The sequence below is a fragment of the Mycobacterium sp. genome, assembly GCF_040398885.1.
Classification (GTDB): Bacteria; Actinomycetota; Actinomycetes; order Mycobacteriales; family Mycobacteriaceae; genus Mycobacterium.
On record NZ_JBBATF010000011.1, the window covers coordinates 1 to 24,554 of the forward strand.

Consider the following 24,554-nt stretch of genomic DNA (forward strand, 5'->3'; position numbering starts at 1 on the left):
TCGAGGCGATCCGCAACGAGGTCGAGATCCACATCGCCTGCTCGCTGGGCATGCTGACCCAGGAGCAGGTGGATCGCCTCGCCGGCATGGGCGTGCACCGCTACAACCACAACCTGGAGACCGCGCGCTCGCATTTCCCCAACGTGGTGACCACCCACACCTGGGAGGAGCGCTGGGACACCCTCCAGATGGTCCGCGAGGCGGGCATGGAGGTGTGCTGCGGCGGGATCCTCGGCATGGGCGAGACCTTGGAGCAGCGCGCCGACTTCGCCGCGGAACTGGCGGAGCTGGACCCGCACGAGGTGCCGCTGAACTTCCTCAACCCGCGTCCGGGCACGCCGTTCGGTGACCTCGAGGTGATGCCGGCGGCCGAGGCGCTCAAAGCGGTGGCGGCCTTCCGGCTGGCGCTGCCGCGGACCATGCTGCGTTTCGCCGGCGGCCGCGAGATCACCCTCGGCGACCTCGGCGCCAAGCAGGGCATCCTGGGCGGGATCAACGCCGTCATCGTCGGCAACTACCTGACCACGCTGGGCCGGCCCGCCGAGTCCGACCTGGAGTTGCTCGACGATCTGCAGATGCCCATCAAGGCTCTCAACGCCAGCCTCTGATGGTCGATCATCAGCCGGCACCGGTGGCCGCCGGCAGGTACAACGTCTACACCGGCGAACTGCACGGCGAGGTTGTGCCGCCGGCCGCCCGACTCGGGTTGGAGCCGCCACGGTTCTGCGCCGAGTGCGGCCGGCGGATGGTGGTGCAGGTGCGCCCGGACGGCTGGTGGGCCGAATGTTCCCGGCACGGCCATGTCGACTCGGCGGATCTGGACGGCCGGCGGTGAGTCACCGGCCGCACGCGGCGGCTGCGCTGAAAGTGGTTGTGGCCCTATCGATTTGCGGTGCACTACTGGGTGCGGTCTGGGCCCTGATCGCACCACCGGTCCACACCATCATCGGATTGAGCAAATCGGGTGAGCGGGTGGACGCCTTTCTGGGCAGGGAGGCCGACAACCAGTTCGTCGCCGTGGCCGTAATGGTGGGACTGCTGACGTTCCTGGCCATCGTCTCCGCGGTCGCGGTGTGGCAGTGGCGGGCCCACCGCGGACCGGTGGCGGCCGCGGCGCTGTGGATCGGGCAGATCCCCGCCGCGGCGGCCGCCGCCGGGACGGGTGCCGCCCTGGCGCACTGGCGCTACGGCACACCGGACCGCAACGTCGAGTTGGGCCCGCAGAACCGGGTGGCTTACTTCACCGAGGCTCCACCGGTGTTTCCCGGCCACCACCCCTTGCAGATAGCTGTGGTGCTGCTGCTGCCGGCCGCGTTGGCGGCACTGGCGTATGCGTTCATGGCGGTGGCCGACCCGCACGACGATCTGGGGGTGCGGCCGCCGGCCGGGCACCGGCACCTGCCTACAGAGGGCGGTGCGGAACCCGTCCACCGGTCATGACCCGGGCGACGATCCGGCCCAGCCGCCACATCCCCGGATAGGTGATGGGGTTCAACAGGGTCGGCCATCTGGTCCGGATCGTGTGGGCGTCCAGTGGGCGGTCGGCGAACCGGTCGATGAGCCAGCGCAGGGTCATCGGCGCCGACATGGGATGCAGCAGGAAGTGTTCGCTGAACAGGTCGCGGTGGTAGGTGACCCGGGCGCCGCCCTGGCTGTAGAGGTGCGCCAGTTCGTCGATGTCGTCGACGTCGATGATCGAGTCGTGCACGGCCTGCACGATCAGCACCGGGGGGGTGGGCGCGGTGCGGCCCAGTCGGATGGCCTCGAAGACCTCCCGGACCTCGGGCATGCTCAGCACCTGTCCCAGCGGCGGGTGCAGAAGGTCGTCCATGTCGGTCCGGAACAACCGGATGACCGCTTCCATGGTGGTCATCCGCTCGAGCCGCCGCAGGGTGGCGCGGCCCTCGTCGGTGGCGTGCTCGTCGACCACCCGGCCCAGGCCGGGGTAGGTCTTGGCCAGCGCCGAGATCACCAGAGCGGGCAGTCCGGCGTACGGCGAACCGTTGAGTCGCAGGAACGTGTTGCCGAGGTCGCCGACCGGCGAACCCAGCACGGCGCCGACGATGTTGAGTTCCGGGGCGTACTCGGCGTGCATCTCGGCGGCCCACGCGCTAGCGAGGCCGCCCCCGGAGTACCCCCACAGCCCGACCTTGCTGTCGGCGGCCAGTCCGAACCGTTCGAAACTCAGGGTGGCGCGCAGCCCGTCGAGCACCCGGTTGCCGGGCTCGCGCGGGCTGCCCCACACGCCGTCGGGTCCCTCGTGGTCGGGGACCGAGACGAACCAGCCCTCGGCGACGGCCGCGGCCATCAGCAGGTATTCGACTTGGGGCAGCGATCCGACCGCCTTGGCGCGCCGGCGCAGCGCGTAGGACGGGAAGCAGCGCGACGACACCGCGTCGATGGCGCACTGGTAGGACACCACATGGCGGGGCTGGCGGTGGGTGTGGCCGGGCGGCACCAGCACGGTGGTGACGGTGGCCTCGGGCCGGCCCTCCCGGTCGGTGGTGCGGTAGAGCAACTGCGTCGCCCGGATCTTCTGCGGGATCAGGCCGAGGAAGCCCAGTTCGACGTCGCGGGAACGCAGCACCGTTCCCGCGACGGCGTGCTGGAATCCGGCGGGCGGTTCGTAGAACGGGTCCTTCGACGGCAGCACCGGCCGCGCCCCGCGCCGCAACTCGTCATGCGGTGCCCGGCCTATCCAGTCGGGACTGACCGCCCCGTGCGCGCTCGCCATCGCATCATTCATACCTTAAGAAGGGTCTAAGACGCTAGTTTCCGGCGTCGGCTGGGGCCTCGCGGCGCCCGGGGGCTTCAGCGCGGCGAACTCGTCGGTCACCCGCAGTCGGGAGTCGGTGAACCGGTACAGCGCCGCCGGCCGACCGCCGCTTCGGCCCGGTTGGACGGTGGTCCCGGTGCGGACGATGACGCCGCGACGGGCCAGTACCCGCTGCAGGTTGGTGGCGTCGACCTGGTGGCCCAGCGCGGCGCCGTAGATGTCGCGCAGCGCCGACAGTGCGAATTCCCTTGGCGCCAGTGCGAACCCGATATTGGTGTAGGACAACTTGGCGACCAGTCGCGACTGGGCGTAGGCCACCATCGGACCGTGGTCGAAGGCCATCGGCGGCAGGTCGGTCACCGGGTGCCAGCGGGTGTCGGTCGGCAGCGCGGGCGTGGCGGGGGAGGGCACCAGGCCGAGGAAGGTCGACGCGATCACCCGGGCGTCGGGCACCCGGTGCGGATCGGAGAACACCGCGAGTTGTTCGAGGTGGGCCACTTCGCGCAGATCGACCTTCTCGGCGAGTTGGCGGCGCACCGAACTGCTGAGGTCTTCGTCGTCGCCAACCTGACCGCCGGGCAGCGACCATTTGCCCGACTCCGGCTCCAAAGCCCGCTGCCACAACAACACGTTCAGCTCGGGTTTGCCGGACTCCAGGTCGCGCACCTGGAATACCACAGCCAGCGCCTCGTGTTGGGTGCTAGTATGGGGCATGTTTTCGATCATAGATCGAAAACCTCGGAATCTGACAGGAGGCGACGATGACCGTCGTTGATCCGACCGACGCGGTGGTCAGTGAGCTGGCCGACCTGATCGTCGATGGACCCGGTGGCTACGCCGGCGTCCGGGGCGACGCGGCGTGGGCGGCGGAGATCCGCCGGCTCGCCACGCTGCGCAACGCCACGATCCTGGCGCACAACTACCAACTGCCGGCCATCCAGGACGTCGCCGACCACGTCGGGGACTCGCTGGCGCTGTCCCGCATCGCCGCCGAGGCGCCCGAGGACACCATCGTGTTCTGCGGCGTGCACTTCATGGCCGAGACCGCCAAGATCCTCTCGCCCGGCAAGACCGTGCTGATCCCGGATCAGCGGGCCGGTTGCTCGCTGGCCGACTCGATCACCGCACCGGAGTTGCAGGCCTGGAAAGACGAGCATCCCGGCGCGGTGGTGGTGTCCTACGTGAACACCACCGCCGCGGTCAAGGCCCTGACCGACATCTGCTGCACCTCCTCCAACGCCGTCGAGGTGGTCGATTCCATCCCGGCCGACCGCGAGGTGCTGTTCTGCCCGGACCAGTTCCTCGGCGCGCACGTCCGGCGGATGACAAGGCGGGAGAACCTGCACATCTGGGCCGGCGAATGCCACGTGCACGCCGGCATCAACGGCGACGAACTCACCGCCCAGGCCCGCAGCCACCCGGACGCCGAACTGTATGTCCATCCCGAATGCGGGTGCGCCACCTCGGCGCTGTATCTCGCCGGTGAAGGCGCCTTCCCGGAAGACCGGGTGAAAATCCTGTCCACCGGCGGCATGCTCGACGCCGCGAAGGCGTCGCACGCCAAACAGGTGCTGGTGGCCACCGAGGTGGGCATGCTGCACCAGTTGCGCAGGGCCGCACCGGGAATCGACTTCCGGGCCGTCAACGGTCGGGCGTCGTGCAAGTACATGAAGATGATCACCCCGGCGGCGCTGCTGCGGTGTCTCGTCGAGGGCGCCGACGAGGTCGACGTCGATCCGGACACCGCCGACCGAGCCCGTGCCAGCGTGCAGCGGATGATCGAGATCGGCCGGCCGGGCGGTGGGGAATGAACTGGCAGCAGCGCGCCGACGTCGTCGTCGTCGGGACCGGGGTGGCCGGTCTGGCCGCCGGCCTGGCCGCGCACCGCACGGGCGCCCGCACCGTCATCCTGAGTAAGGCGCCGGACACCGCCACCTTCTACGCCCAGGGCGGGATCGCGGTGGTGCTGCCGTTCACCGACGACACCGTCGAGTCCCACGTGGCCGACACCCTGGCCGCCGGGGCGGGGTTGTGCGACCCGGAGGCGGTGCGCTCGATCGTGGCCGACGGCTACCAGGCCGTCGCCGACCTGATCGCCGCCGGCGCGCGTTTCGACGAGAGCGCCCCGGGCCGGTGGGCGCTGACCCGCGAGGGCGGGCATTCCCGGCGGCGCATCATGCACGCCGGCGGCGACGCCACCGGGGCCGAGGTCCAGCGCGCCCTGGACCACGCCGCGGCGACCCTGGACATCCGACGCAACCATGTCGCGCTGCAGGTGGCGCACGACGAATCCGGGGTCACCGGAGTGCTGGTGCGAAACGTCGACGGACTCGGACTGATCCATGCCCCGTCGGTGATCCTGGCGACCGGCGGCCTGGGGCACCTCTACAGCGCCACCACCAACCCCGACGGCTCCACCGGCGACGGGATCGCACTGGCCCTGTGGGCCGGCGCCGGCGTCTCCGACATCGAGTTCATCCAGTTTCACCCGACCATGCTGTTCGACCCGCTGGGCACCGGCCGCCGCCCGCTGATCACCGAGGCGCTACGCGGTGAAGGTGCGGTGCTGCGCGACGCCCGCGGGGACCCGGTGACCGCCGGCGCGCACCCGATGGGCGACCTCGCACCCCGGGACGTGGTGGCCGCGGCGATCGACGCCCGCCTGCGGGACACCGGCGACGCCTGCGTCTATCTGGACGCCCGGTCCGTCGAGCGCTTCGAGCAGCGGTTCCCCACCGTCACCGCGGCCTGCCGCGCCGCCGGGATCGATCCGACCCGCCAGCCGATCCCGGTGGTGCCCGGCGCGCACTTCAGCTGCGGCGGGGTGGCCACCGATGTGTACGGCCGTACCGGACTGCCCGGCCTGCTGGCTGCCGGCGAGGTGGCCCGGACCGGCATGCACGGCGCCAACCGGTTGGCCTCCAACAGCCTGCTGGAGGGGCTGGTCGTCGGCGGACGGGCCGGACGGGCGGCCGCCGAGCATGCCCGTGCGGCCGGGGCGGTGACGGCGGAAGCCGATGCCCTCCGGCACGACTCGCTTGCGCGGCCGGCGCTGCAGCAGGCGATGAGCCGGTTGGCCTCGGTGGTCCGCGACGGGGAAGGACTTCGCGAACTCGCCGCCGCGCTGCACGATGCCCCGCCCCGGGAGATCGGTTCCCGAGCCGACTTCGAGGATGTCGCGCTGACGGCGACGGCGCGGGCCGTCGCCGCGGCGGCGCTGGCCCGCACCGAAAGCCGCGGCTGCCACCACCGCGGCGACTACCCCGACACCGATCCGGCGCAGGCGGTCAGCCGCACCGCGTACGACACCGCCGCCGCGCCCCTGTCGTGAGCCCCGAGGAGAGGGCCGAGGCGCTCGAGGTGATCCGCCGCGGGCTGGAGGAGGACCTGCGCTACGGCCCCGACGTGACGACTTCGGCCACCGTGCCCGCCGATGCCCGCACCGAGGCGGCCGTGGTGGCCCGGGAGGCCGGGGTCGCCGCCGGCGTGGACGTCGCGCTCATGGTGCTCGACGAGGTGCTCGGGCCCGACGGATACCGGGTTTGCGAACGGGTGGCCGACGGCGCCCGGCTGCAGCCCCGGCAGGCGCTGCTGCGGGTGGACGCCCCCACCCGGGGACTGCTCACCGCCGAACGGACCCTGCTCAACCTCCTCTGCCACCTCTCCGGCATCGCCACCGCCACCGCCGCGTGGGTGGCCGCGGTCGAGGGCACCGAGGCGCGGATCCGCGACACCCGCAAGACGCTGCCCGGCCTGCGGGTGCTGCAGAAATACGCGGTGCGGGTCGGCGGCGGGGTCAACCACCGGATGGGCCTGGGCGACGCCGCGCTGATCAAGGACAACCACATCGCGGCCGCCGGATCGGTGGTGGCCGCACTGCGGGCGGTGCGCGCCGCCGCGCCCGACCTGCCGTGCGAGGTCGAGGTGGACACCCTGGAGCAACTCGACGAGGTGCTCGGCGAGGACGTGGCGCTGATCCTGCTGGACAACTTCCCGGTGTGGCAGACCCAGATCGCGGTGCAACGCCGGGACGCCCGCGCGCCGGGGGTGCTGCTGGAGTCCTCCGGTGGGCTGTCGCTGGAAACCGCTGCGGAGTACGCCTCCACCGGGGTGGACTATCTGGCCGTCGGGGCGCTCACCCACTCGGTGCGGGTGCTCGACATCGGGTTGGATATGTGACGGTTCCCCCGGTGAGTGCAGCACCACGCAGACAAACTACGAGTGGCGGTCTGCGAGGTGCTGCACTCAACGTGGGGCGATGTCGGCGGCGAACACCCCGACCCCCCGGCGGGCCGCCATCCGTGCCATGAACGGCAGCGACGCGTCTTCGGTGCCGGCCGGGACGATGCGCGGGTTGACCAGGTGCACGTCGCGGCCGGTCAGCCGGATGTCGGCCGCGCCGGCGGCCAGGACGTTCTTGACCCAGTTGGTCTTGCCGTGCGCCAGCATGATCGCCACCGTGTGACCCTTGCGGTAGGCCGACACCGCGGTCTCCAGGTCGCGGCCGGATTTACGCCCACGGTGCTTGATGACGGTGATTCCGGGTGTGAACCGGGCGATCGGCACGGCGACCGGGTTGATGTATTTGATCTGGAAGTTTTCGAACCAGACCGGGAAGCACATCGGGACGCCGGGAGCGTTGTTAGGGTGGTCGGCGGGGCGCATCACCCCATTGTCCTCACCGCCGGTGCTCCGCGCATTACCCCGGGGAGGCCCAACCGATGCGTAATTGATTTTCCCTTCCCCACCCCGATCGGGGACAATGGCCAGGCAATGTCCTCTCTAATGTCCTCGCCAATGTCCTCGCCCCCGATCTCCCGGATCGACCTGCGCGGCCGCGCCATGAGCGCCGCGCAGTTGCGTGCCGCCCTGCCCCGGGGCGGGGTGGACGTCGACGCGGTGGTGCCGGCGGTGCGGCCGATCGTCGACGACGTCGCCGAACGCGGAGCGGTCGCCGCCCTGGAGTACGGGGCGAAGTTCGATCGCGTGCGCCCGGACACCGTCCTGGTCCCGGTGGCCGAACTGGCGACCGCACTGCGACGGTTGGACTCCGATGTCCGCGCCGCGCTGGAGGTGGCGATCGAACGAACCCGGGCGGTGCACGCCGATCAGCGCCGCACCGACACGACCACGACGCTGGCGCCCGGGGCCACCGTCACCGAACGGTGGGTCCCGGTCGACCGGGTCGGCCTGTACGTGCCCGGCGGCACCGCCGTCTACCCGTCCAGTGTGGTGATGAACGTGGTGCCCGCCCAGGCCGCCGGGGTGGAGTCCCTGGTGGTGGCAAGTCCGCCGCAGGCCGGCTTCGGCGGACTGCCGCACCCGACCATCCTGGCCGCGGCCCGGATGCTCGGCGTGGACGAGGTCTGGGCGGTCGGCGGTGCGCAGGCGGTGGCACTGCTGGCCTACGGCGGGGTCGACACCGACGGATCCGAATTGGCGCCGGTGGACATGATCACCGGACCGGGCAACATCTACGTCACAGCCGCCAAACGGATTTGCCGTTCCCAGGTCGGCATCGACTCCGAGGCCGGTCCCACCGAGATCGCCATCCTGGCCGACCACACCGCCGACCCGGTACACGTGGCGGCCGATCTGATCAGCCAGGCCGAGCATGACGTGATGGCGGCCAGTGTGCTGGTCACCGACAGTCCCGAACTGGCCGACGCCACCGACGCCGAACTGGCCGTGCAGTTGCCGACGACCAGGCACCGGGAGCGGGTCGCCGAGGCGCTGGGCGGGCCGCAGTCGGCGATCGTGCTGGTCGACGACATCGACACCGGGGTGCGGGTGGTCAACGCCTACGCCGCGGAGCACCTGGAGATCCAGACCGCCGACGCCGCCGGGGTGGCCGGCCGGATCCGTTCGGCCGGAGCGATATTCGTCGGTCCGTGGTCGCCGGTGAGCCTCGGCGACTACTGCGCCGGTTCCAACCACGTCCTGCCCACCGCCGGCTGTGCCCGGCACTCCAGTGGGCTGTCGGTGCAGACCTTCCTGCGCGGCATCCACGTCGTGGACTACACCGAGGCGGCGCTCAAGGACGTCGCCGGACACGTCATCACCCTGGCCAACGCCGAGGATCTGCCCGCGCACGGCGAGGCGGTCCGCCGGAGGTTCGAGACGCGATGAGCGCTCGCGCGAAGAGCCGACAGCAATGACGCTGGGGAAGCAGGTGGGTCTGGACGACCTGCCGTTGCGGGAAAGCCTGCGCGGCAAATCCGCCTACGGCGCTCCGCAACTCGACGTGCCGGTGCGGCTGAACACCAACGAGAACCCGTATCCGCCCACTGCCGCTCTGGTCGACGACGTCGCCGAGTCGGTTCGGGAGGCGGCCGGTTCGCTGCACCGCTACCCGGACCGGGACGCCGTCGAGCTGCGTCGTGACCTGGCGGCGTACCTCGCTGAGCGCACCGGGGTGGCGCTGTGCGTCGAGAACGTCTGGGCGGCAAACGGATCCAACGAGATCCTGCAACAGCTGCTACAGGCCTTCGGCGGCCCGGGGCGCACCGCGATGGGCTTCGTGCCGTCCTACTCGATGCACCCGATCATCTCCGACGGCACCCAGACCCGCTGGATCGAGGCGAGGCGCGCCGACGACTTCGGCCTGGATCTCGACACCGCGGTGGCCGCGATCCGGCGGGACAGGCCCGACGTCGTGTTCGTCACCAGCCCGAACAACCCGACCGGGCAGAGCATCCCGCTGGACGACCTGCGCCGGCTGCTGGATGCGATGACCTCCGGCGTTCTGATCGTGGACGAGGCCTACGGCGAATTCTCCAGCCGGCCCAGCGCCATCGCACTGCTCGACGTGTATCCGGCCAAGCTGATCGTCAGCCGCACCATGAGCAAGGCGTTCGCCTTCGCCGGCGGCCGGTTGGGGTACCTGGTGGCCGCCCCGGCGGTGATCGAGGCAGTGCTGCTGGTGCGGCTGCCCTACCATCTGTCCTCGCTCACCCTGGCCGCCGCCCGCGCCGCACTGCGCCACGCCGACGAGACGCTGGCGTCGGTGGCCGCGCTGGCCGTCGAACGCGACCGGGTCGCCACGTCGCTGTCCGGCATGGGTTTCCGGGTGGTCCCCAGCGACGCGAACTTCGTGCTGTTCGGGGTCTTCCCCGACGCCGCGCTGGCCTGGAAGCAGTATCTGGCCGACGGGGTGCTCATCCGCGACGTCGGCATCCCGGGCTACCTGCGGGTCACCATCGGCTTGCCGGAGGAGAACGATGCCTTCCTGACCGCCAGCAGGACCATAGGAGCGCCATGACCGATATAACCCCCGAGTCGCTGCGCCCCTACCCGCCGGCAGCCCGCCGCGCCCGGGTGGAGCGCAAGACCCGCGAATCCGACATCGTGGTCGAACTCGACCTCGACGGCACCGGCCGGGTCTCGGTGGACACCGGTGTGCCGTTCTTCGACCACATGCTCACCGCACTGGGCAGCCACGCCAGCTTCGACCTGACCGTGACCGCCCGCGGCGACGTCGAGATCGAGGGCCACCACACCGTGGAGGACACCGCCATCGTGCTCGGCACCGCGCTGGGCCAGGCCCTCGGCGACAAGAAGGGCATCCGCCGGTTCGGCGACGCGTTCATCCCGATGGACGAGACCCTGGCGCACGCCGCCGTCGACGTGTCCGGCCGGCCGTACTTCGTGCACACCGGCGAACCCGACTACCTGGTGGACTTCACCATCGCCGGTTCCGGGGTGCCGTACCACACCGTGATCAACCGGCACGTGTTCGAGTCGCTGGCCGCCAACGCCCGCATCGCTCTGCACGTGCGCACCCTTTACGGCCGCGACCCGCACCACATCACCGAGGCGCAGTACAAGGCCGTGGCCCGGGCGCTGCGCCAAGCCGTCGAACCCGACCCGCGGGTGGTGGGTGTGCCGTCCACCAAAGGCGTTCTGTGACATCACGTTCGGTCGTGGTCCTGGACTACGGTTCGGGCAACCTCCGCTCGGCCCAGCGCGCCCTGGAGCGGGTCGGCGCCGAGGTCACGGTGAGCGCCGACCGCGCGGCCGCGGTGGCCGCCGACGGACTGGTGGTGCCCGGCGTGGGCGCGTTCGAGGCCTGCATGACCGGCCTGCGCTCCATCGGCGGCGAGGAGATCATCGCCGAACGGGTGGCCGCCGGCCGTCCGGTGCTCGGGGTGTGTGTCGGCATGCAGATCCTGTTCGCCCACGGCGTCGAATTCGGCGTGGACTCCTCGGGTTGCGGCCAGTGGCCGGGGTCGGTCACGCGGTTGGACGCCCCGGTCATCCCGCACATGGGCTGGAACGTCGTGCAGGCCGCCCCGGGCAGCAGGCTGTTCAAGGGTATCGACCCGGCCACCCGGTTCTACTTCGTGCACTCCTACGCCGCGCAGACGTGGGAAGGCGCCCCCGATGCGCTGCTGACCTGGGCTGCCCACCATGTTCGTTTCCTGGCGGCGGTCGAGGACGGCCCGCTGTCGGCGACGCAATTTCATCCGGAGAAGAGCGGCGACGCGGGTGCGGCGCTGCTGGCGAATTGGGTTGAGGGACTGTGATGTTGCGATGACTGAATTGATTCTGCTGCCCGCGGTCGACGTCGTGGAGGGCCGCGCCGTTCGGCTGGTGCAGGGCAAGGCCGGCAGCGAGACCGAGTACGGGTCGGCACTGGAGGCCGCGCTGACCTGGCAGCGCGACGGCGCGGAATGGATTCACCTGGTGGACCTCGACGCGGCGTTCGGGCGCGGCAGCAACGCCGAACTGCTGGCTCAGGTGGTCGGCGCCCTCGACGTGAAGGTCGAGATGTCCGGCGGAATCCGCGACGACGCGTCGCTGCGCGCGGCGCTGGCCACCGGCTGCGCGCGGGTCAACATCGGCACCGCCGCCCTGGAGAACCCGCAGTGGTGCGCCCGGGCGATCGCCGAGTTCGGCGACAAGGTCGCGGTCGGGTTGGACGTGCAGATCATCGACGGCGAGCACCGCCTGCGCGGGCGCGGCTGGGAAACCGACGGCGGCGACCTGTGGCAGGTGCTAGAACGCCTCGACAGCGAGGGCTGTTCGCGGTTCGTGGTCACCGACGTCACCAAGGACGGCACCCTCACCGGACCCAACCTGGAACTGCTCGAGGGTGTCGCCGAGTGCACCGACGCCCCGGTGATCGCATCCGGGGGGGTGTCCAGCCTGGACGACCTGCGCGCCATCGCCACCCTGACCGGCAGCGGGGTGGAGGGCGCCATCGTCGGAAAGGCGCTCTACGCCGGCCGTTTCACGCTGCCCGAGGCCTTGGCAGCGATGAAGGCCGCGGTGAGCCGCTGACGATGGACATCGAAGCCCTGGTCGATGAGGCCGCCGCGGTCCTCGACGAGGTCTCGATGAAGTTCGTCGAAGGTCACCGGGCCGACCCCGCGGTGCGCAAGAGGGGTGACGACTTCGCCACCGAGATGGACTACGCCATCGAACGCCACGTCGGCGAGGCCCTGCGGGATCTGACCGGCATCGGGGTGCACGGTGAGGAGTATCGGCAGGCCGACCTCGATTCGCCGCTGGTGTGGGTGCTCGACCCGATCGACGGCACGTTCAACTACGCCGCCGGTTCGCCGATGGCGGCGATCCTGCTGGCCCTTCTGCGCGACGGCGAACCGGTGGCCGGACTGACCTGGCTGCCGTTCACCGGCGACCGGTACCGCGCGGTGGCCGGCGGCGCGTTGTCGTGCAACGGAATCGACCTGCCGGTGCTGGGCTGCGGTCAACTCGCGACCTCGGCAGTCGGGGTCGGCAGCTTCAACGTCGCCTCCAGAGGGCGGCTGCCCGGCCGTTACCGGGCCGCGCTGGCCGCCGAACTCAGCCGCACCTCCTCGAAGATCCGGATGCACGGCTCGGCCGGCATCGACATGGCCTTCGTCGCGGCCGGGATCCTCGGTGGCGCAGTCATTTTCGGCGGGCAGGTCTGGGACCACGCGGCCGGAACCGCGCTGATCCGAGCCGCCGGCGGGATCGTCACCGACCTCGACGGGCGAGTGTGGTCGCCGCAGTCGCGGTCGGTGGTGGCCGGCGCACCGGGTGTGCACGAGGAGATCATGGCGATCATCGCCGGGTTGGGACCACCGGAGGAGTACCGCTGATGCCGAACGAGACCACGGATGTCGCGGTGCGGGTCATTCCCTGCCTGGACGTCGACGCCGGCCGGGTGGTCAAGGGCGTCAACTTCGAAAACCTCAGGGATGCGGGCGATCCGGTGGAACTGGCAGCGGTCTACGACGCGCAGGGCGCCGACGAACTGACCTTCCTGGACGTCACGGCGTCCTCGTCGGGGCGGGCCACCATGCTGGAGGTGGTCAGTCGCACCGCCGAGCAGGTGTTCATCCCGCTCACCGTCGGCGGGGGCGTGCGGTCGGTGGCCGACGTCGACGCCCTGCTGCGCGCCGGGGCGGACAAGGTGTCGGTCAACACCGCGGCGATCGGCCGCCCGGAACTGCTGGCCGAGTTGTCCCGCCGGTTCGGGTCGCAGTGCATCGTGCTGTCGGTGGACGCCCGCACCGTCCCGGCCGGTTCGGCGCCGACGCCGTCGGGTTGGGAGGTCACCACCCACGGCGGGCGCCGCGGCACCGGCATCGACGCCGTCGAATGGGCAAGGCGCGGCGCCGAACTCGGGGTGGGGGAGATCCTGCTGAACTCGATGGACGCCGACGGCACCAAGGCCGGTTTCGACCTGCCGATGCTGCGGGCGGTGCGCGAGGCGGTCAGCCTGCCGGTGATCGCCAGCGGGGGAGCCGGGGCGGTCGGGGACTTCGCGCCCGCTGTGCAGGCCGGGGCGGACGCGGTGCTGGCGGCCAGTGTCTTCCACTTCGGGGAGTTGACGATCGGTGCGGTGAAGGCCGCCATGGCGGCGGAGGGGATAACGGTGCGATGAGCGCCAGCGAAGAGCACGATCGGGACGGGGTGCGATGAGCGCCAGCGAAGAGCACGATCGGGACGGGGTGCGATGAGCCTGGATCCCGCAATCGCCAAGCGGCTCAAGCGCAATGCCGACGGGCTGTTCGCCGCCGTCGCCCAGGAACGCGGCACCGGGGCGGTGCTCATGGTCGCCTGGATGGACGACGAGGCACTGGCGCGCACCCTGGAAACCCGCACCGCGACCTACTTCTCCCGCTCCCGCGGCCGGTACTGGGTCAAGGGCGAGACCTCCGGGCACACCCAGCGCGTGCACTCGGTGCGACTGGACTGCGACGGCGACGCCGTGCTGCTCGAGGTGGACCAGGCCGGGGCGGCGTGCCACACCGGCGAGCACACCTGCTTCGACGCCGACCTGCTGCTGGCGCCGGATACCTGAGCGCGGGGGCTTAGCGGGCGCGCAGGGTTTCCAGTGCCTTGTCGGCGTGGGTGTCCATGTTGACCTCGCTGGAGATCACCTGCAGCACGGTGCGGTCGGAGTCGATCACGAACGTCGTCCGCTTCACCGGCATGAACCTGCCGAGCAGTCCGCGCTTGACGCCGAACAGCTCGGCGACCTTGCCGTCGGCGTCGCTCAGCAGGGGGTAGTCGAAGCGCTGCGAGTCGGCGAACTTGGCCTGCTTGTCCACCGCGTCGGTGCTGATCCCGACCCGGGATGCGCCGACCGCGGCGAACTCGCCGGCCAGATCGCGGAAGTGACAGGCCTCCTTGGTGCAGCCCGGCGTCATCGCCGCCGGGTAGAAGAACAGCACGATCGGCCCGTCGGCCAGCAGGCCGGACAGCGAGCGCACCGTGCCGGTCTGATCGGGAAGCTCGAACTCGGGTACTTGATCACCACGCTTCATGACGGCAACGCTACGCCGGTCGGCGAGTGCGCGTCTGGGAGGATGTAACCCGTGCAGTCCAACCCGACCACCACCAGGGAGCAGTTCCGCGCGCTGGCCGCCGAGCATCGCGTGGTGCCGGTGACCCGCAAGGTGCTCGCCGACAGCGAGACCCCGCTGTCGGCCTACCGCAAACTGGCCGACAACCGGCCCGGCACGTTCCTGCTGGAATCGGCCGAGAACGGCCGGTCCTGGTCGCGGTGGTCGTTCATCGGCGCCGGTGCGCCCTCGGCACTGACCGTGCGCGACGGCGAGGCGGTCTGGCTGGGCGCCACCCCGCAGGGCGCCCCGAGTGGCGGCGACCCCCTGCAGGCGCTGCGCGAGACCATGGAACTGCTCTCCACCGGCCCCGCGGCGGGCGGGGGATTTGGGGCAGCTGATATGCCGCCGCTGTCCAGCGGCCTGGTGGGCTACTTCGCCTACGACTTCGTCCGCCGCCTGGAACGGCTGCCGCAACTCGCCGTCGACGACCTCGGTCTGCCCGACATGGTGCTGATGCTGGCCACCGATCTGGCCGCGGTGGACCACCACGAGGGCACCATCACCCTGATCGCCAACGCGGTGAAGTGGGGCGGCGAGGATCTCCTCGACGAGGCCTACGACGACGCGATCTCCCGCCTGGACGTGATGACCGCGGCCCTGGGCCAGCCGCTGGCGTCCACGGTGGCGACGTTCTCCCGGCCCGAGCCGCAGCACCGCGCGCAGCGCAGCACGGAGGAGTACGGCGCGGTGGTCGAGCGCCTGGTCTCGGAGATCGAAGCGGGCGAGGCCTTCCAGGTGGTGCCCTCCCAGCGCTTCGAGATGGACACCGCCGCCGACCCGATCGACGTCTACCGGATGCTGCGGGTGTCCAACCCCAGCCCGTACATGTACCTGGTGCACATCCCGAATGAGGCTGGGGGAACAGCCTTTTCGATCGTCGGCTCCAGCCCCGAGGCGCTGGTCACCGTCACCGACGGCTGGGCCACCACCCACCCGATCGCCGGCACCCGGTGGCGCGGGCACACCGAGGAGGAGGACCAGCTGCTGGAGAAGGACCTGCTGTCCGACGAGAAGGAACGCGCCGAACATCTCATGCTGGTCGACCTCGGCCGCAACGACCTGGGCCGGGTGTGCGTGCCCGGAACGGTGCGCGTCGAGGACTACAGCCACATCGAGCGCTACAGCCACGTGATGCATCTGGTGTCGACGGTGACCGGCCTGCTGGCCGAGGGCCGCACCCCGCTGGACGCCGTCACCGCCTGCTTCCCGGCCGGCACCCTCTCCGGCGCCCCCAAGGTCCGTGCGATGGAACTCATCGAAGAGGTCGAGACGACCCGCCGCGGTCTCTACGGCGGGGTGGTGGGCTATCTGGACTTCGCCGGCAACGCGGACTTCGCCATCGCCATCCGCACCGCGCTGATGCGCTCCGGCACCGCCTACGTGCAGGCCGGCGGCGGGGTGGTGGCCGACTCCAACGGGCCCTACGAGTACACCGAGTCGGCCAACAAGGCCAAAGCCGTCCTGGCCGCCATCGCCGCCGCCGAGACGTTGCGGGCGCCGTGATCCGCCGCGCTCAGGCGCTGTTGCTGCTGTCCGCCTTCGGACTGTGGGTGGCCTCCCGGCTGCCGTGGGTGTCGGTGACCTCCTTCGACGGCCTCGGCCAGCCCAGGACCACCACCCTCAACGGGGCGGCCTGGTCCAACGCGCTGCTGCCGATGGCGGTGCTGTTGCTGGCTGCGGCGCTGGCCGGCCTGGCCGTGCGCGGGTGGCTGATGCGGGCGGTCGCCCTGCTGCTGGCCGTGGTCTGCCTGGCGATGGGCTATCTGGGCGTGAGCCTGTTCGTGATGCCCGACGTCGGGCCGCGCGGGGCCGAACTGGCCGACGTCCCGGTGGCGACCCTGGTGGACAGCGATCGCCGGCTGACCGGCGCGGGGGTGACCCTGGCCGCCGCGGTCGGGGTCCTGGCCGCGGCGGTGCTGATGACGCGGTCGGCCAGGAGGGCCGACGCCGCAACCAGATACGCGCCCGCCGGTGCGGCCGGTGACCAGGTTTCCGACCGGATGTCGGAGCGCAGCCTCTGGGACGCCCTGGATGCCGGGCGCGACCCGACCGGGGACACCGAGGGTCGGTGACGGGGGCCCGGTCACGGCCCGTTACCCTTTCGGGGATCGGTGTGATCGGCAGTTAATGCAGGAGGGGACCACCCGCGATGAGTTCGGCAACCGTGCTCGACTCCATTCTCGAAGGAGTTCGCGCCGACGTTGCCGCCCGCGAGGCGGTGGTCAGCATGGCCGAGGTGAAGGCGGCGGCCGAGGCCGCACCGCCGCCCCGCGACGCCATCAGGGCGCTCAGCGCGCCGGGGATCGCGGTGATCGCCGAGGTCAAGCGGGCCAGCCCGTCACGCGGTGAACTCGCCCCGATCGCCGACCCGGCCGACCTGGCCCGCGCGTATCAGAACGGCGGCGCGCGGGTGATCAGCGTGCTGACCGAGGAACGCCGCTTCAAGGGCTCGCTGGCCGACCTCGACGCGGTCCGGGCCGCCGTCACGATCCCGGTGTTGCGCAAGGACTTCATCGTCCGGCCCTACCAGATTCACGAGGCCCGCGCCCACGGAGCCGACATGCTGCTGCTCATCGTCGCGGCGCTGGATCAGCCTGCCCTGGTGTCGATGCTCGACCGGACCGAATCGCTCGGGATGACCGCTCTGGTCGAGGTGCACACCGAGGAGGAGGCCGACCGGGCGTTGCAGGCCGGCGCCAAGGTGATCGGGGTCAACGCCCGCGACCTGAAGACCCTCAGCGTGGACCGGGACTGCTTCGGGCGGATCGCCCCGGGCCTGCCGTCGAGCGTCATCCGGGTCGCCGAGTCCGGGGTGCGCGGGCCGGCCGACCTGCTGGCCTACGCCGGTGCCGGCGCGGACGCCGTCCTGGTCGGCGAAGGGTTGGTGACCAGCGGCGACCCGCGTACCGCGGTGTCGGATCTGGTGACCGCGGGGGCTCATCCGTCCTGCCCGAAACCGGTACGCTGAAAACCTCCGGCTGAGAAACCTCACGATGGCCGACACCTCTACTCCCGACCTGCCCCGCGCCAGTGTGGGCGTCGCCGAGCCGACGGTCCACGACCCCGACGCGCGAGGGCATTTCGGGGTGTTCGGCGGCCGGTACGTTCCCGAGGCGTTGATGGCCGTCATCGAGGAGGTCACCGCCGCCTACGAGAAGGCGCGCACCGACCAGAGCTTCCTGGACGAACTGGACCGCCTGCAGACCCACTACGCGGGCCGGCCCTCGCCGATGTACGAGGCGGCGCGACTGAGCGCGCATGCCGGCGGCGCCCGGATCTTCCTGAAACGCGAAGACCTCAACCACACCGGCTCGCACAAGATCAACAACGTGCTGGGCCAGGCCCTGCTGGCCAAGCAGATGGGCAAGACGCGGGTCATCGCCGAGACCGGCGCCGGCCAGCACGGCGTCGCGACCGCGACCGCCTGCGCGCTGCTGGGCCTGGAATGCATCGTCTACATGGGTGCGGTGGACACCGCCCGGCAGGCGCTCAACGTGGCCCGGATGCGCCTCCTCGGCGCCACCGTGGTCGCGGTGCAGTCCGGATCCAAGACCCTCAAGGACGCGGTCAACGAGGCCTTCCGGGACTGGGTGGCGCACGCCGACGACACCTACTACTGCTTCGGCACCGCCGCCGGCCCGCATCCCTTCCCGCTGATGGTGCGCGACTTCCAGCGGATCATCGGCCTGGAGGCCCGGACCCAGATGCTGGCCATGACCGGCCGGCTGCCCGACGTGGTGACGGCCTGCGTGGGCGGGGGATCCAACGCCATCGGCATCTTCCACCCGTTCATCGACGATTCCGGGGTGCGGCTGGTCGGCTGCGAGGCCGGCGGCGACGGAGTCGAGACCGGACGGCATGCCGCGACCTTCGCCGGCGGTTCGCCCGGGGCCTTCCAGGGCTCCTACTCGTACGTGATGCAGAACTCCGACGGCCAGACCATCGAATCCCATTCCATCTCAGCGGGATTGGACTATCCCGGTGTCGGGCCGGAGCACGCCTTCCTCAAGGACCTCGGCCGCACGGAGTACCGGCCGATCACCGACGCCCAGGCGATGGACGCCTTCTCGCTGCTCTGCCGACTGGAGGGCATCATTCCGGCGATCGAGTCCGCCCACGCGGTCGCCGGGGCGGTGCAACTGGCGGCCGAGTCGGGGCCGGAGGCGATCATCCTGGTCAACCTGTCCGGGCGAGGTGACAAGGACGTCGAGACCGCCGCCCGGTGGTTCGACCTGTTCGACCCTCGTCCCGGCGAGACCCCCGGAGCCTCATGACCGTTCAGCACAGCCCGCCCGGCCGGCTGGGCCCGGTTTTCGACGCCTGCCGCGCGCAGGGCCGCGCCGCACTCATCGGGTACCTGCCGACCGGCTATCCGGATGTGTCGACCTCGATCGACGCGATGGTCGCGATGAGCGCGGAGTGCGACATCATTGAGGTGGGCGTCCCCTACTCCGATCCCGGAATGGACGGACCGGTCATCGCGACCGCCACCGAGGCCGCGTTGCAGCACGGCGTGCGGGTGCGCGACTCCCTGCGGGCAGTCGAGGCGATCAGCGCCGCGGGTGGGAACGCGGTGGTGATGAGCTACTGGAACCCCTTGCTGCACTACGGGGTTGACGCCTTCGCCCGCGACCTGGCCGCCGCCGGGGGATTGGGCATCATCACCCCCGATCTGATCCCCGACGAGGCCGACGCCTGGCTGGCGGCTTCCGAGGAGCACGACCTCGACCGCATCTTCCTGGTGGCGCCGTCCTCCACCCCGGAGCGGTTGGCACGCACCGTCGAGGCCTCCCGCGGCTTCGTGTACGCCGCGTCGACCATGGGGGTGACCGGCGCCCGCGACGCGGTGTCGGGCACGGCGCCGGAACTGGTGCGCCGGGTCAGGGCGATCTCCGACATCCCGGTCGGGGTGGGCCTGGGCGTGCGCTCCCGCGTGCAGGCGGCCGAAATCGCCCACTACGCCGACGGGGTCATCGTCGGTTCCGCCCTGGTGTCGGCGTTGGCCGACGACGGGGTGCCCGCGGTCCGGACACTGACCGGGGAACTTGCCATCGGGGTCCGAGAGAAGGTGCCTGCCACGTGACCACAACGGTGCTTGCCTACTTCCCGAGTCCGGGACAGGGCGTCTGGTACCTGGGACCAATCCCGATCCGGGCCTACGCCCTGTGCATCATCGTCGGCATCATCGCCGCGCTCGTCATCGGCGACCGGCGCTGGGCGGCGCGCGGCGGCGAGCGCGGAGTCGTCTACGACGTGGCGCTGTGGGCGGTGCCGTTCGGCCTGATCGGCGGCCGGGTGTATCACCTGCTCACCGACTGGAAGACCTACTTCGGCCCCGGCGGAGCCGGCATCGGCGCCGCCCTGAAGATCTGGGAAGGCGGACTGGGCATCTGGGGCGCGATCTTCCTCGGCGGCGTCGGTGCGTGGATCGCCTGCCGCCGCAGGGGAATTCCGCTGCCCGCCTTCGGCGATGCGGTGGCGCCGGGCATCGTGCTGGCGCAGGCGATCGGCCGGCTCGGCAACTACTTCAACCAGGAGCTCTACGGCCGGGAGACCACCGTGCCGTGGGGCATGGAGATCTTCTACCGCCGGGATTCCTCGGGCGCGGTGGACGTGCACTCCCTCGACGGGGTGTCCACCGGACAGGTCGCCGCCGTCGTGCACCCCACCTTCCTCTACGAGCTGCTGTGGAACCTGCTGGTGTTCGTCCTTCTCCTCTGGGCCGACCGCAGGTTCCGGCTGGGCCACGGCCGGCTGTTCGCCCTCTACGTGGCGGCCTACTGCGTCGGCCGGTTCTGGGTGGAGTTGATGCGCGACGACGTCGCCACCCACATCGCCGGCATCCGGGTCAACGTGTTCACCGCGACCTTCGTGTTCATCGGCGCGGTCGTGTACATGCTGCTGGCGCCCAAGGGCCGGGAGGACCCGGCCTCGCTGCGGGGCAGGCGGCAGTCGGATACTCACGAGGTGACCCACGAGGAGTCGCGGGTCGAGGAGTGGGCCGAGGACTTGGTGGCGGTCGGTACCGGCGGGGGTCTCCTGGCCGCGGTCAAGCTCGCCGGCGAACACGAGGACGAGGACGCCGAGGCGGTCGGTGACGTCGACGAACCCGCGGGCGGCGAGGCTGAGGAAATCGAGGTCGAGCAGGTCGAGGCCGAGGACATCGAGGTCGAGCAGGTCGAGGCCGAGGACATCGAGGCCGGGGACATCGAGGCCGGGGACATCGAGGTCGGGGATGTCGGGGTCGCGGTTGTCGACGCCGGCGAAACCGAGTCCGCGGTGGAAGACGAGGCCGAAGCCGCGGCGGATAGCGACGACACCGCAGTGGTGGTCTACGAGGACAACAACGGTGAGGCGGCCGAGGCGCAGACCGTCGTCGTCTACGAGACCGACGGGGTGGTCGAGGTTGCAGCGGAGGTCGAGGTCGCCGAGCCTGAGCCGGAGCCCGAGCCCGAGCCGGAACCCGAGCCTGAGCCGGAGCCCGAGCCCGAGCCCGAGGACGAGCCGGTCAAGCTCAAGGGCGCGACCCTCAAGCGCCTGCTCTGGGGCGCCGGCAGCAACTGAGGGCTCTGGCATGCTGGAGCGCATGCGGAGCCCGCGGTTCTACACCGGTCTGGGGACTGCGGCGCTCGGCGCGGCCGCGCTGGGCTATCTCGCCGTCGTCGACCCGCACCGCCGGGGCGCGGTGTTCGGGTTCTGTCCGTTCAAACTGATCACCGGGTGGAACTGCCCCGCCTGCGGCGGCCTGCGGATGACCCATGACGTGCTGCACGGCGATCTGGCGGCCGCGGCGGTCGACAACGTCTTCCTGCTGACCGGCCTGCCGCTGCTGGCGATGTGGTCGCTGTGGCGGTGGCGTCGCGGACAGCTGATCTTCACCTCGCCGTTACTGCTGGTTACCGCGGTTGTGGCCGTGGCGTGGACCATCGTTCGGAATCTTCCCGGGTTCCCGCTGATTCCCACGACGCTCGGCCCGTAGCCCGGCCGACGGGACTATGCTCGGGCGTTGTGACCCGGCGCGCGAAGATCGTCTGCACACTCGGACCCGCTACCGCCACCGATGCCGGGGTGAGAGATCTCGTCGACGCCGGGATGGACGTCGCCCGGCTCAACTTCAGCCACGGCGACTACAGCGACCACGAAGCGTCCTACACCCGGGTGCGCAAAGCCTCCGAAGCCACCGGTAGGGCGGTCGGCATCCTGGCCGATCTGCAGGGCCCCAAGATCCGCCTCGGCAGGTTCGCCGGGGGTCCGACCGTGTGGGCCAGCGGGGAAACGGTCCGGATCACCGTGCAGGACTGCGAAGGCGACCACGACCGGGTCTCGACGACCTATTCGAAGCTGGCCCAGGATGCCCGACCCGGTGACCGGTTGCTGGTCGACGACGGCAAGGTGGGCTTGATCGTCGAGCACGTCGACGGCGACGACGTGGTGTGCACCGTGACCGAGGGCGGCCCGGTCAGCAACAACAAGGGCCTGTCCATGCCCGGCATGAAGTTCTCGATCCCGGCGCTGTCGGAGAAGGACATCGCCGATCTGGAGTTCGCGCTGAAACTCGGCGTCGACCTGATCGCGCTGTCGTTCGTCCGCTCACCGTCGGACATCGACCTGGTGCACGAGGTGATGGACCGGGTCGGGCGCCGGGTGCCGGTGATCGCCAAGCTGGAGAAGCCCGAGGCGGTGGAGAACCTCGAAGCCATCGTGATGGCCTTCGACGCCGTGATGGTGGCCCGCGGCGACCTCGGGGTGGAACTGCCACTCGAAGAGGTCCCACTGGTTCAGAAGCGGGCGATCCAGATCGCCAGGGAGAACGCCAAACCGGTCATTGTGGCGACCCAGATGCTCGAGTCGATGATCGAGAACTCCCGGCCCACCCGCGCGGAAGCCTCCGACGTCGCCAACGCCGTGCTCGACGGTACCGACGCGGTGATGCTGTCCGGCGAGACCTCGGTGGGCAAGTACCCCATTGAGGCGGTGCGGACGATGGCCCGGATCGTCTGCGCGATGGAGGAGAACAACCCTCCGCCGCCGCTGATCCACGTCCCGCGCACCAAGCGCGGCGTGATCTCTTATGCCGCAAGGGATATCGGCGAGCGGCTCGAGGCCAAGGCGCTGGTGGCGTTCACCTCGTCGGGGGACACCGTGCGCCGGTTGGCCCGGCTGCACAGCCGGCTGCCGCTGCTGGCCTTCGTCACCGCCCCGGAGATCCGCAGCCGGTTGGCGCTGACCTGGGGCGCCGAGACGTTCGTCGTGCCGCACGCCGACTCCACGGACGACATGATCCGGCAGGTCGACCAGGCGCTACTGGAACTGGGCCGCTATCAGCGCGGCGACCTCACGGTCATCGTGGCGGGCGCTCCGCCGGGCACTATAGGCTCGACCAACCTGATTCACGTTCACCGGATCGGCGAGAACGACCACTAGCGAGAGGCGGCGCGTGCCCGAATCGGGAATGACCCGGGTGGGAGAGTCCGACTTCGAGGAACTGCTGTCCATCCTCGAGCTTTCGCCGCTCGGCCGGTCCCCATCGGGCCACGACGTCTTCTCCGGCCGCCATCCTCGCAAGAATCCGGTCCGCACCTTCGGCGGCCAGTTGATGGCCCAGTCCTTTACCGCCGCCAGCCGGACCGTCGACCACGACCTGCCGCCGAGCGCCCTGTCGGTGCATTTCATCGCCGGCGGCGACACGTCCCGGGATATCGAGTTCCACGTCGCGCGACTCCGCGAGGTAAGGCGATTCGCCAACCGGCGGGTCGACGCGATGCAGGACGGCAAGCTGCTGGCCACCGCACTGGTGTCCTACCTTGCCGGAGGGCATGGGCTGGAACACAATTCCACCGCGCCGGCCGTCCCGGAACCGCACACGCTGCCGACCATCGACGAGTTGCTGGTGGGCTACGAGGAGGTTGTGCCGCACTTCGCCGGCGCGATGCGGCCGATCGAATGGCGCTACACCAATGACCCGGCATGGGTGATGCGCGACAAGGGCGCCAAGCTGGACCGCAACCGGGTCTGGATGACGGCGTCGGGCCGGATGCCCGACGACCCGGTGCTGCACACCGCGGCGATGGTGTACTCCTCGGACACCACGGTGCTGGACTCGATCATCACCACCCACGGCCTGTCCTGGGGCTGGGACCGGATCTTCGCGGTCACCGTCAACCACTCGATCTGGTTCCACCGCCAGGTCGACTTCTCCGACTGGGTGCTCTACTCCACGGCGTCGCCGGTGGCCGCCGAGTCGCGCGGGCTCGGCATGGGGCACTTCTTCAACCTGGCCGGTGAGGTGGTCGCCACAGTCGCCCAGGAGGGGATCGTCAAATACTTCCCGGGCGCCTCGAACCGGGCCTGATCAGCCAGGCGCGCTTCCCGCTCCGGCGCCGCTCTCCACGCGCTGCTGGAACTCGTCCATGCACTGCTGGACCTTGGTATTGTCCCCGCCGGCGTCCTGGACACAGCTGACCAGGTCCTGACCGCCGTACTCGTTGAAAACCCTGAAGTAGAGGGCGGTGAAGGCGAGGCTGATGACGACGGCGACGGCGCCCAGAATGATTCCGGTCGTGGCGATCCCGCCGTTGCTGGCCTCGCCGCGATTGACCCGGCCGCGGGCCAGCACCCCGAGGACGATCGCGGCGATCCCCAGGACCAGACCGCCGGCGACCGAGCAGGACGCCACCAGCGCGATGACGGCCAGCACCAGTGCGGCGACGCCCAGGCCGTTGCGCGGGGGCGTGGGCGCGCCGGGGTAGTAGTCCCCGTAGGGCATCGGCGGCGGCGGATATGCGCCGGGATAGGGACCGGGCGGATAGCCCGCAAGCCCCGGGGTCCCAGGGGGCCCCGGCGGATAGGAGTACGGATACGGGGGTTGTCCGGCCGGCGGCGGAAAGCTCTGGGGAACGCCGGGGTAATCCGGCGGTTCAGGCCGATCAGTCATA

28 protein-coding genes are annotated in these 24,554 nt (G+C 70.7%); 23 read left to right on the forward strand and 5 right to left on the reverse strand.

Annotated features, from left to right (window positions below; genetic code table 11):
- The 3 genes from bioB to ADBZ5U_RS02130 all read left to right on the forward strand — a co-directional run.
- The coding region (gene bioB, locus ADBZ5U_RS02120; RefSeq protein WP_526261871.1) for a biotin synthase BioB at positions 1-608 on the forward strand (608 nt) is incomplete at its 5' end.
- Positions 608-835: a biotin synthase auxiliary protein BsaP gene (bsaP, locus tag ADBZ5U_RS02125; protein ID WP_526261873.1), complete on the forward strand. Its 228-nt coding sequence runs from the start codon at positions 608-610 to the stop codon at positions 833-835. The genes bioB and bsaP, both read left to right, overlap by 1 nt.
- 38 nt (positions 836-873) lie before the next feature.
- Positions 874-1,440: a DUF2567 domain-containing protein gene (locus ADBZ5U_RS02130; RefSeq protein WP_526261875.1), complete on the forward strand. Its 567-nt coding sequence runs from the start codon at positions 874-876 to the stop codon at positions 1,438-1,440.
- On the opposite strand, the gene ADBZ5U_RS02135 is transcribed toward ADBZ5U_RS02130, so the two are convergent.
- Both ADBZ5U_RS02135 and ADBZ5U_RS02140 read right to left on the reverse strand, forming a co-directional pair.
- Positions 1,403-2,734, reverse strand: a complete 1,332-nt coding sequence (locus ADBZ5U_RS02135) for a lipase family protein (protein WP_526261877.1) — start codon at positions 2,732-2,734, stop codon at positions 1,403-1,405. The two genes, ADBZ5U_RS02130 and ADBZ5U_RS02135, sit on opposite strands and share 38 nt — an antisense overlap.
- A gap of 15 nt (positions 2,735-2,749) precedes the next feature.
- The gene (locus ADBZ5U_RS02140) at positions 2,750-3,490 is read right to left on the reverse strand and encodes an NUDIX domain-containing protein (RefSeq protein ID WP_526261879.1); all 741 of its coding nucleotides are present in this window, start codon (positions 3,488-3,490) and stop codon (positions 2,750-2,752) included.
- 47 nt (positions 3,491-3,537) lie between these two features.
- On the opposite strand from ADBZ5U_RS02140, the gene nadA reads away from it, so the two are divergent.
- From nadA to nadC, 3 genes are read left to right on the forward strand one after another with little or no spacing between them, the layout of a single operon-like run.
- Positions 3,538-4,587 (forward strand): quinolinate synthase NadA, encoded by a 1,050-nt coding sequence (gene nadA, locus ADBZ5U_RS02145; protein ID WP_526261881.1) that lies wholly within the window; start codon positions 3,538-3,540, stop codon positions 4,585-4,587.
- Entirely contained in the window at positions 4,584-6,107 is a 1,524-nt protein-coding gene (locus ADBZ5U_RS02150) for an L-aspartate oxidase (protein WP_526261883.1), read from the forward strand. The genes nadA and ADBZ5U_RS02150 overlap by 4 nt, the downstream gene beginning before the upstream one ends.
- A complete protein-coding gene (nadC, locus tag ADBZ5U_RS02155; protein WP_526261885.1) occupies positions 6,104-6,955 on the forward strand; it encodes a carboxylating nicotinate-nucleotide diphosphorylase in 852 nt (283 codons plus the stop codon). Before ADBZ5U_RS02150 ends, nadC begins: the two co-directional genes overlap by 4 nt.
- 66 nt (positions 6,956-7,021) lie before the next feature.
- Here the strand turns inward: nadC and ADBZ5U_RS02160 are convergent, their stop codons facing one another.
- Positions 7,022-7,441, reverse strand: a complete 420-nt coding sequence (locus ADBZ5U_RS02160) for a nitroreductase family deazaflavin-dependent oxidoreductase (RefSeq protein ID WP_526261887.1) — start codon at positions 7,439-7,441, stop codon at positions 7,022-7,024.
- A 132-nt stretch (positions 7,442-7,573) separates the two neighbouring features.
- On the opposite strand from ADBZ5U_RS02160, the gene hisD reads away from it, so the two are divergent.
- From hisD to hisI, 8 genes are all read left to right on the forward strand, one after another.
- On the forward strand, positions 7,574-8,905 hold the full coding sequence (gene hisD / locus ADBZ5U_RS02165) for a histidinol dehydrogenase (protein ID WP_526261889.1): 1,332 nt from the start codon (positions 7,574-7,576) through the stop codon (positions 8,903-8,905).
- A gap of 25 nt (positions 8,906-8,930) precedes the next feature.
- A complete protein-coding gene (locus tag ADBZ5U_RS02170) occupies positions 8,931-10,037 on the forward strand; it encodes a histidinol-phosphate transaminase (RefSeq protein ID WP_526261891.1) in 1,107 nt (368 codons plus the stop codon).
- On the forward strand, positions 10,034-10,684 hold the full coding sequence (gene hisB / locus ADBZ5U_RS02175) for an imidazoleglycerol-phosphate dehydratase HisB (protein WP_526261893.1): 651 nt from the start codon (positions 10,034-10,036) through the stop codon (positions 10,682-10,684). Before ADBZ5U_RS02170 ends, hisB begins: the two co-directional genes overlap by 4 nt.
- On the forward strand, positions 10,681-11,301 hold the full coding sequence (gene hisH, locus ADBZ5U_RS02180) for an imidazole glycerol phosphate synthase subunit HisH (protein WP_526261895.1): 621 nt from the start codon (positions 10,681-10,683) through the stop codon (positions 11,299-11,301). The genes hisB and hisH overlap by 4 nt, the downstream gene beginning before the upstream one ends.
- A 7-nt stretch (positions 11,302-11,308) precedes the next feature.
- Positions 11,309-12,058: a bifunctional 1-(5-phosphoribosyl)-5-((5-phosphoribosylamino)methylideneamino)imidazole-4-carboxamide isomerase/phosphoribosylanthranilate isomerase PriA gene (gene priA, locus ADBZ5U_RS02185; RefSeq protein WP_526261897.1), complete on the forward strand. Its 750-nt coding sequence runs from the start codon at positions 11,309-11,311 to the stop codon at positions 12,056-12,058.
- A 2-nt stretch (positions 12,059-12,060) separates the two neighbouring features.
- Complete coding sequence (locus tag ADBZ5U_RS02190; RefSeq protein WP_526261899.1) at positions 12,061-12,864, forward strand: inositol monophosphatase family protein; 804 nt, start codon at positions 12,061-12,063, stop codon at positions 12,862-12,864.
- Positions 12,864-13,652 carry an imidazole glycerol phosphate synthase subunit HisF gene (gene hisF, locus ADBZ5U_RS02195; protein WP_526261901.1) on the forward strand — a complete coding sequence of 263 codons (789 nt, stop codon included), beginning with the start codon at positions 12,864-12,866 and terminating at the stop codon, positions 13,650-13,652. Before ADBZ5U_RS02190 ends, hisF begins: the two co-directional genes overlap by 1 nt.
- Before the next feature lie 72 nt (positions 13,653-13,724).
- Complete coding sequence (gene hisI / locus ADBZ5U_RS02200; RefSeq protein ID WP_526261903.1) at positions 13,725-14,072, forward strand: phosphoribosyl-AMP cyclohydrolase; 348 nt, start codon at positions 13,725-13,727, stop codon at positions 14,070-14,072.
- A gap of 10 nt (positions 14,073-14,082) precedes the next feature.
- Here hisI and ADBZ5U_RS02205 read toward each other — a convergent pair whose 3' ends face one another.
- Positions 14,083-14,538 (reverse strand): peroxiredoxin, encoded by a 456-nt coding sequence (locus ADBZ5U_RS02205; RefSeq protein WP_526261906.1) that lies wholly within the window; start codon positions 14,536-14,538, stop codon positions 14,083-14,085.
- 51 nt (positions 14,539-14,589) lie between these two features.
- On the opposite strand from ADBZ5U_RS02205, the gene ADBZ5U_RS02210 reads away from it, so the two are divergent.
- The 9 genes from ADBZ5U_RS02210 (at position 14,590) to ADBZ5U_RS02250 (ending at position 23,971) form a co-directional block, all read left to right on the forward strand.
- Positions 14,590-16,122, forward strand: coding sequence for an anthranilate synthase component I (locus ADBZ5U_RS02210; protein ID WP_526261908.1), 1,533 nt, complete (start codon positions 14,590-14,592; stop codon positions 16,120-16,122).
- A complete protein-coding gene (locus ADBZ5U_RS02215; protein WP_526261910.1) occupies positions 16,119-16,691 on the forward strand; it encodes a TIGR02234 family membrane protein in 573 nt (190 codons plus the stop codon). Before ADBZ5U_RS02210 ends, ADBZ5U_RS02215 begins: the two co-directional genes overlap by 4 nt.
- Before the next feature lie 77 nt (positions 16,692-16,768).
- Positions 16,769-17,587: an indole-3-glycerol phosphate synthase TrpC gene (gene trpC, locus ADBZ5U_RS02220; protein ID WP_526261912.1), complete on the forward strand. Its 819-nt coding sequence runs from the start codon at positions 16,769-16,771 to the stop codon at positions 17,585-17,587.
- A 25-nt stretch (positions 17,588-17,612) separates the two neighbouring features.
- Complete coding sequence (trpB, locus tag ADBZ5U_RS02225; protein ID WP_526261914.1) at positions 17,613-18,893, forward strand: tryptophan synthase subunit beta; 1,281 nt, start codon at positions 17,613-17,615, stop codon at positions 18,891-18,893.
- Entirely contained in the window at positions 18,890-19,702 is an 813-nt protein-coding gene (gene trpA, locus ADBZ5U_RS02230; protein WP_526261916.1) for a tryptophan synthase subunit alpha, read from the forward strand. Before trpB ends, trpA begins: the two co-directional genes overlap by 4 nt.
- An 8-nt stretch (positions 19,703-19,710) precedes the next feature.
- Positions 19,711-21,183 carry a prolipoprotein diacylglyceryl transferase gene (lgt, locus tag ADBZ5U_RS02235; RefSeq protein WP_526261940.1) on the forward strand — a complete coding sequence of 491 codons (1,473 nt, stop codon included), beginning with the start codon at positions 19,711-19,713 and terminating at the stop codon, positions 21,181-21,183.
- Between the two features lie 22 nt (positions 21,184-21,205).
- On the forward strand, positions 21,206-21,598 hold the full coding sequence (locus tag ADBZ5U_RS02240; protein ID WP_526261918.1) for a DUF2752 domain-containing protein: 393 nt from the start codon (positions 21,206-21,208) through the stop codon (positions 21,596-21,598).
- A gap of 29 nt (positions 21,599-21,627) precedes the next feature.
- Positions 21,628-23,043, forward strand: a complete 1,416-nt coding sequence (gene pyk, locus ADBZ5U_RS02245; protein ID WP_526261920.1) for a pyruvate kinase — start codon at positions 21,628-21,630, stop codon at positions 23,041-23,043.
- A gap of 28 nt (positions 23,044-23,071) precedes the next feature.
- Positions 23,072-23,971 carry an acyl-CoA thioesterase II gene (locus tag ADBZ5U_RS02250; protein ID WP_526261942.1) on the forward strand — a complete coding sequence of 300 codons (900 nt, stop codon included), beginning with the start codon at positions 23,072-23,074 and terminating at the stop codon, positions 23,969-23,971.
- Here the strand turns inward: ADBZ5U_RS02250 and ADBZ5U_RS02255 are convergent, their stop codons facing one another.
- Positions 23,972-24,553: a DUF4190 domain-containing protein gene (locus tag ADBZ5U_RS02255; RefSeq protein ID WP_526261922.1), complete on the reverse strand. Its 582-nt coding sequence runs from the start codon at positions 24,551-24,553 to the stop codon at positions 23,972-23,974.
- Position 24,554: the final 1 nt, after the last annotated feature.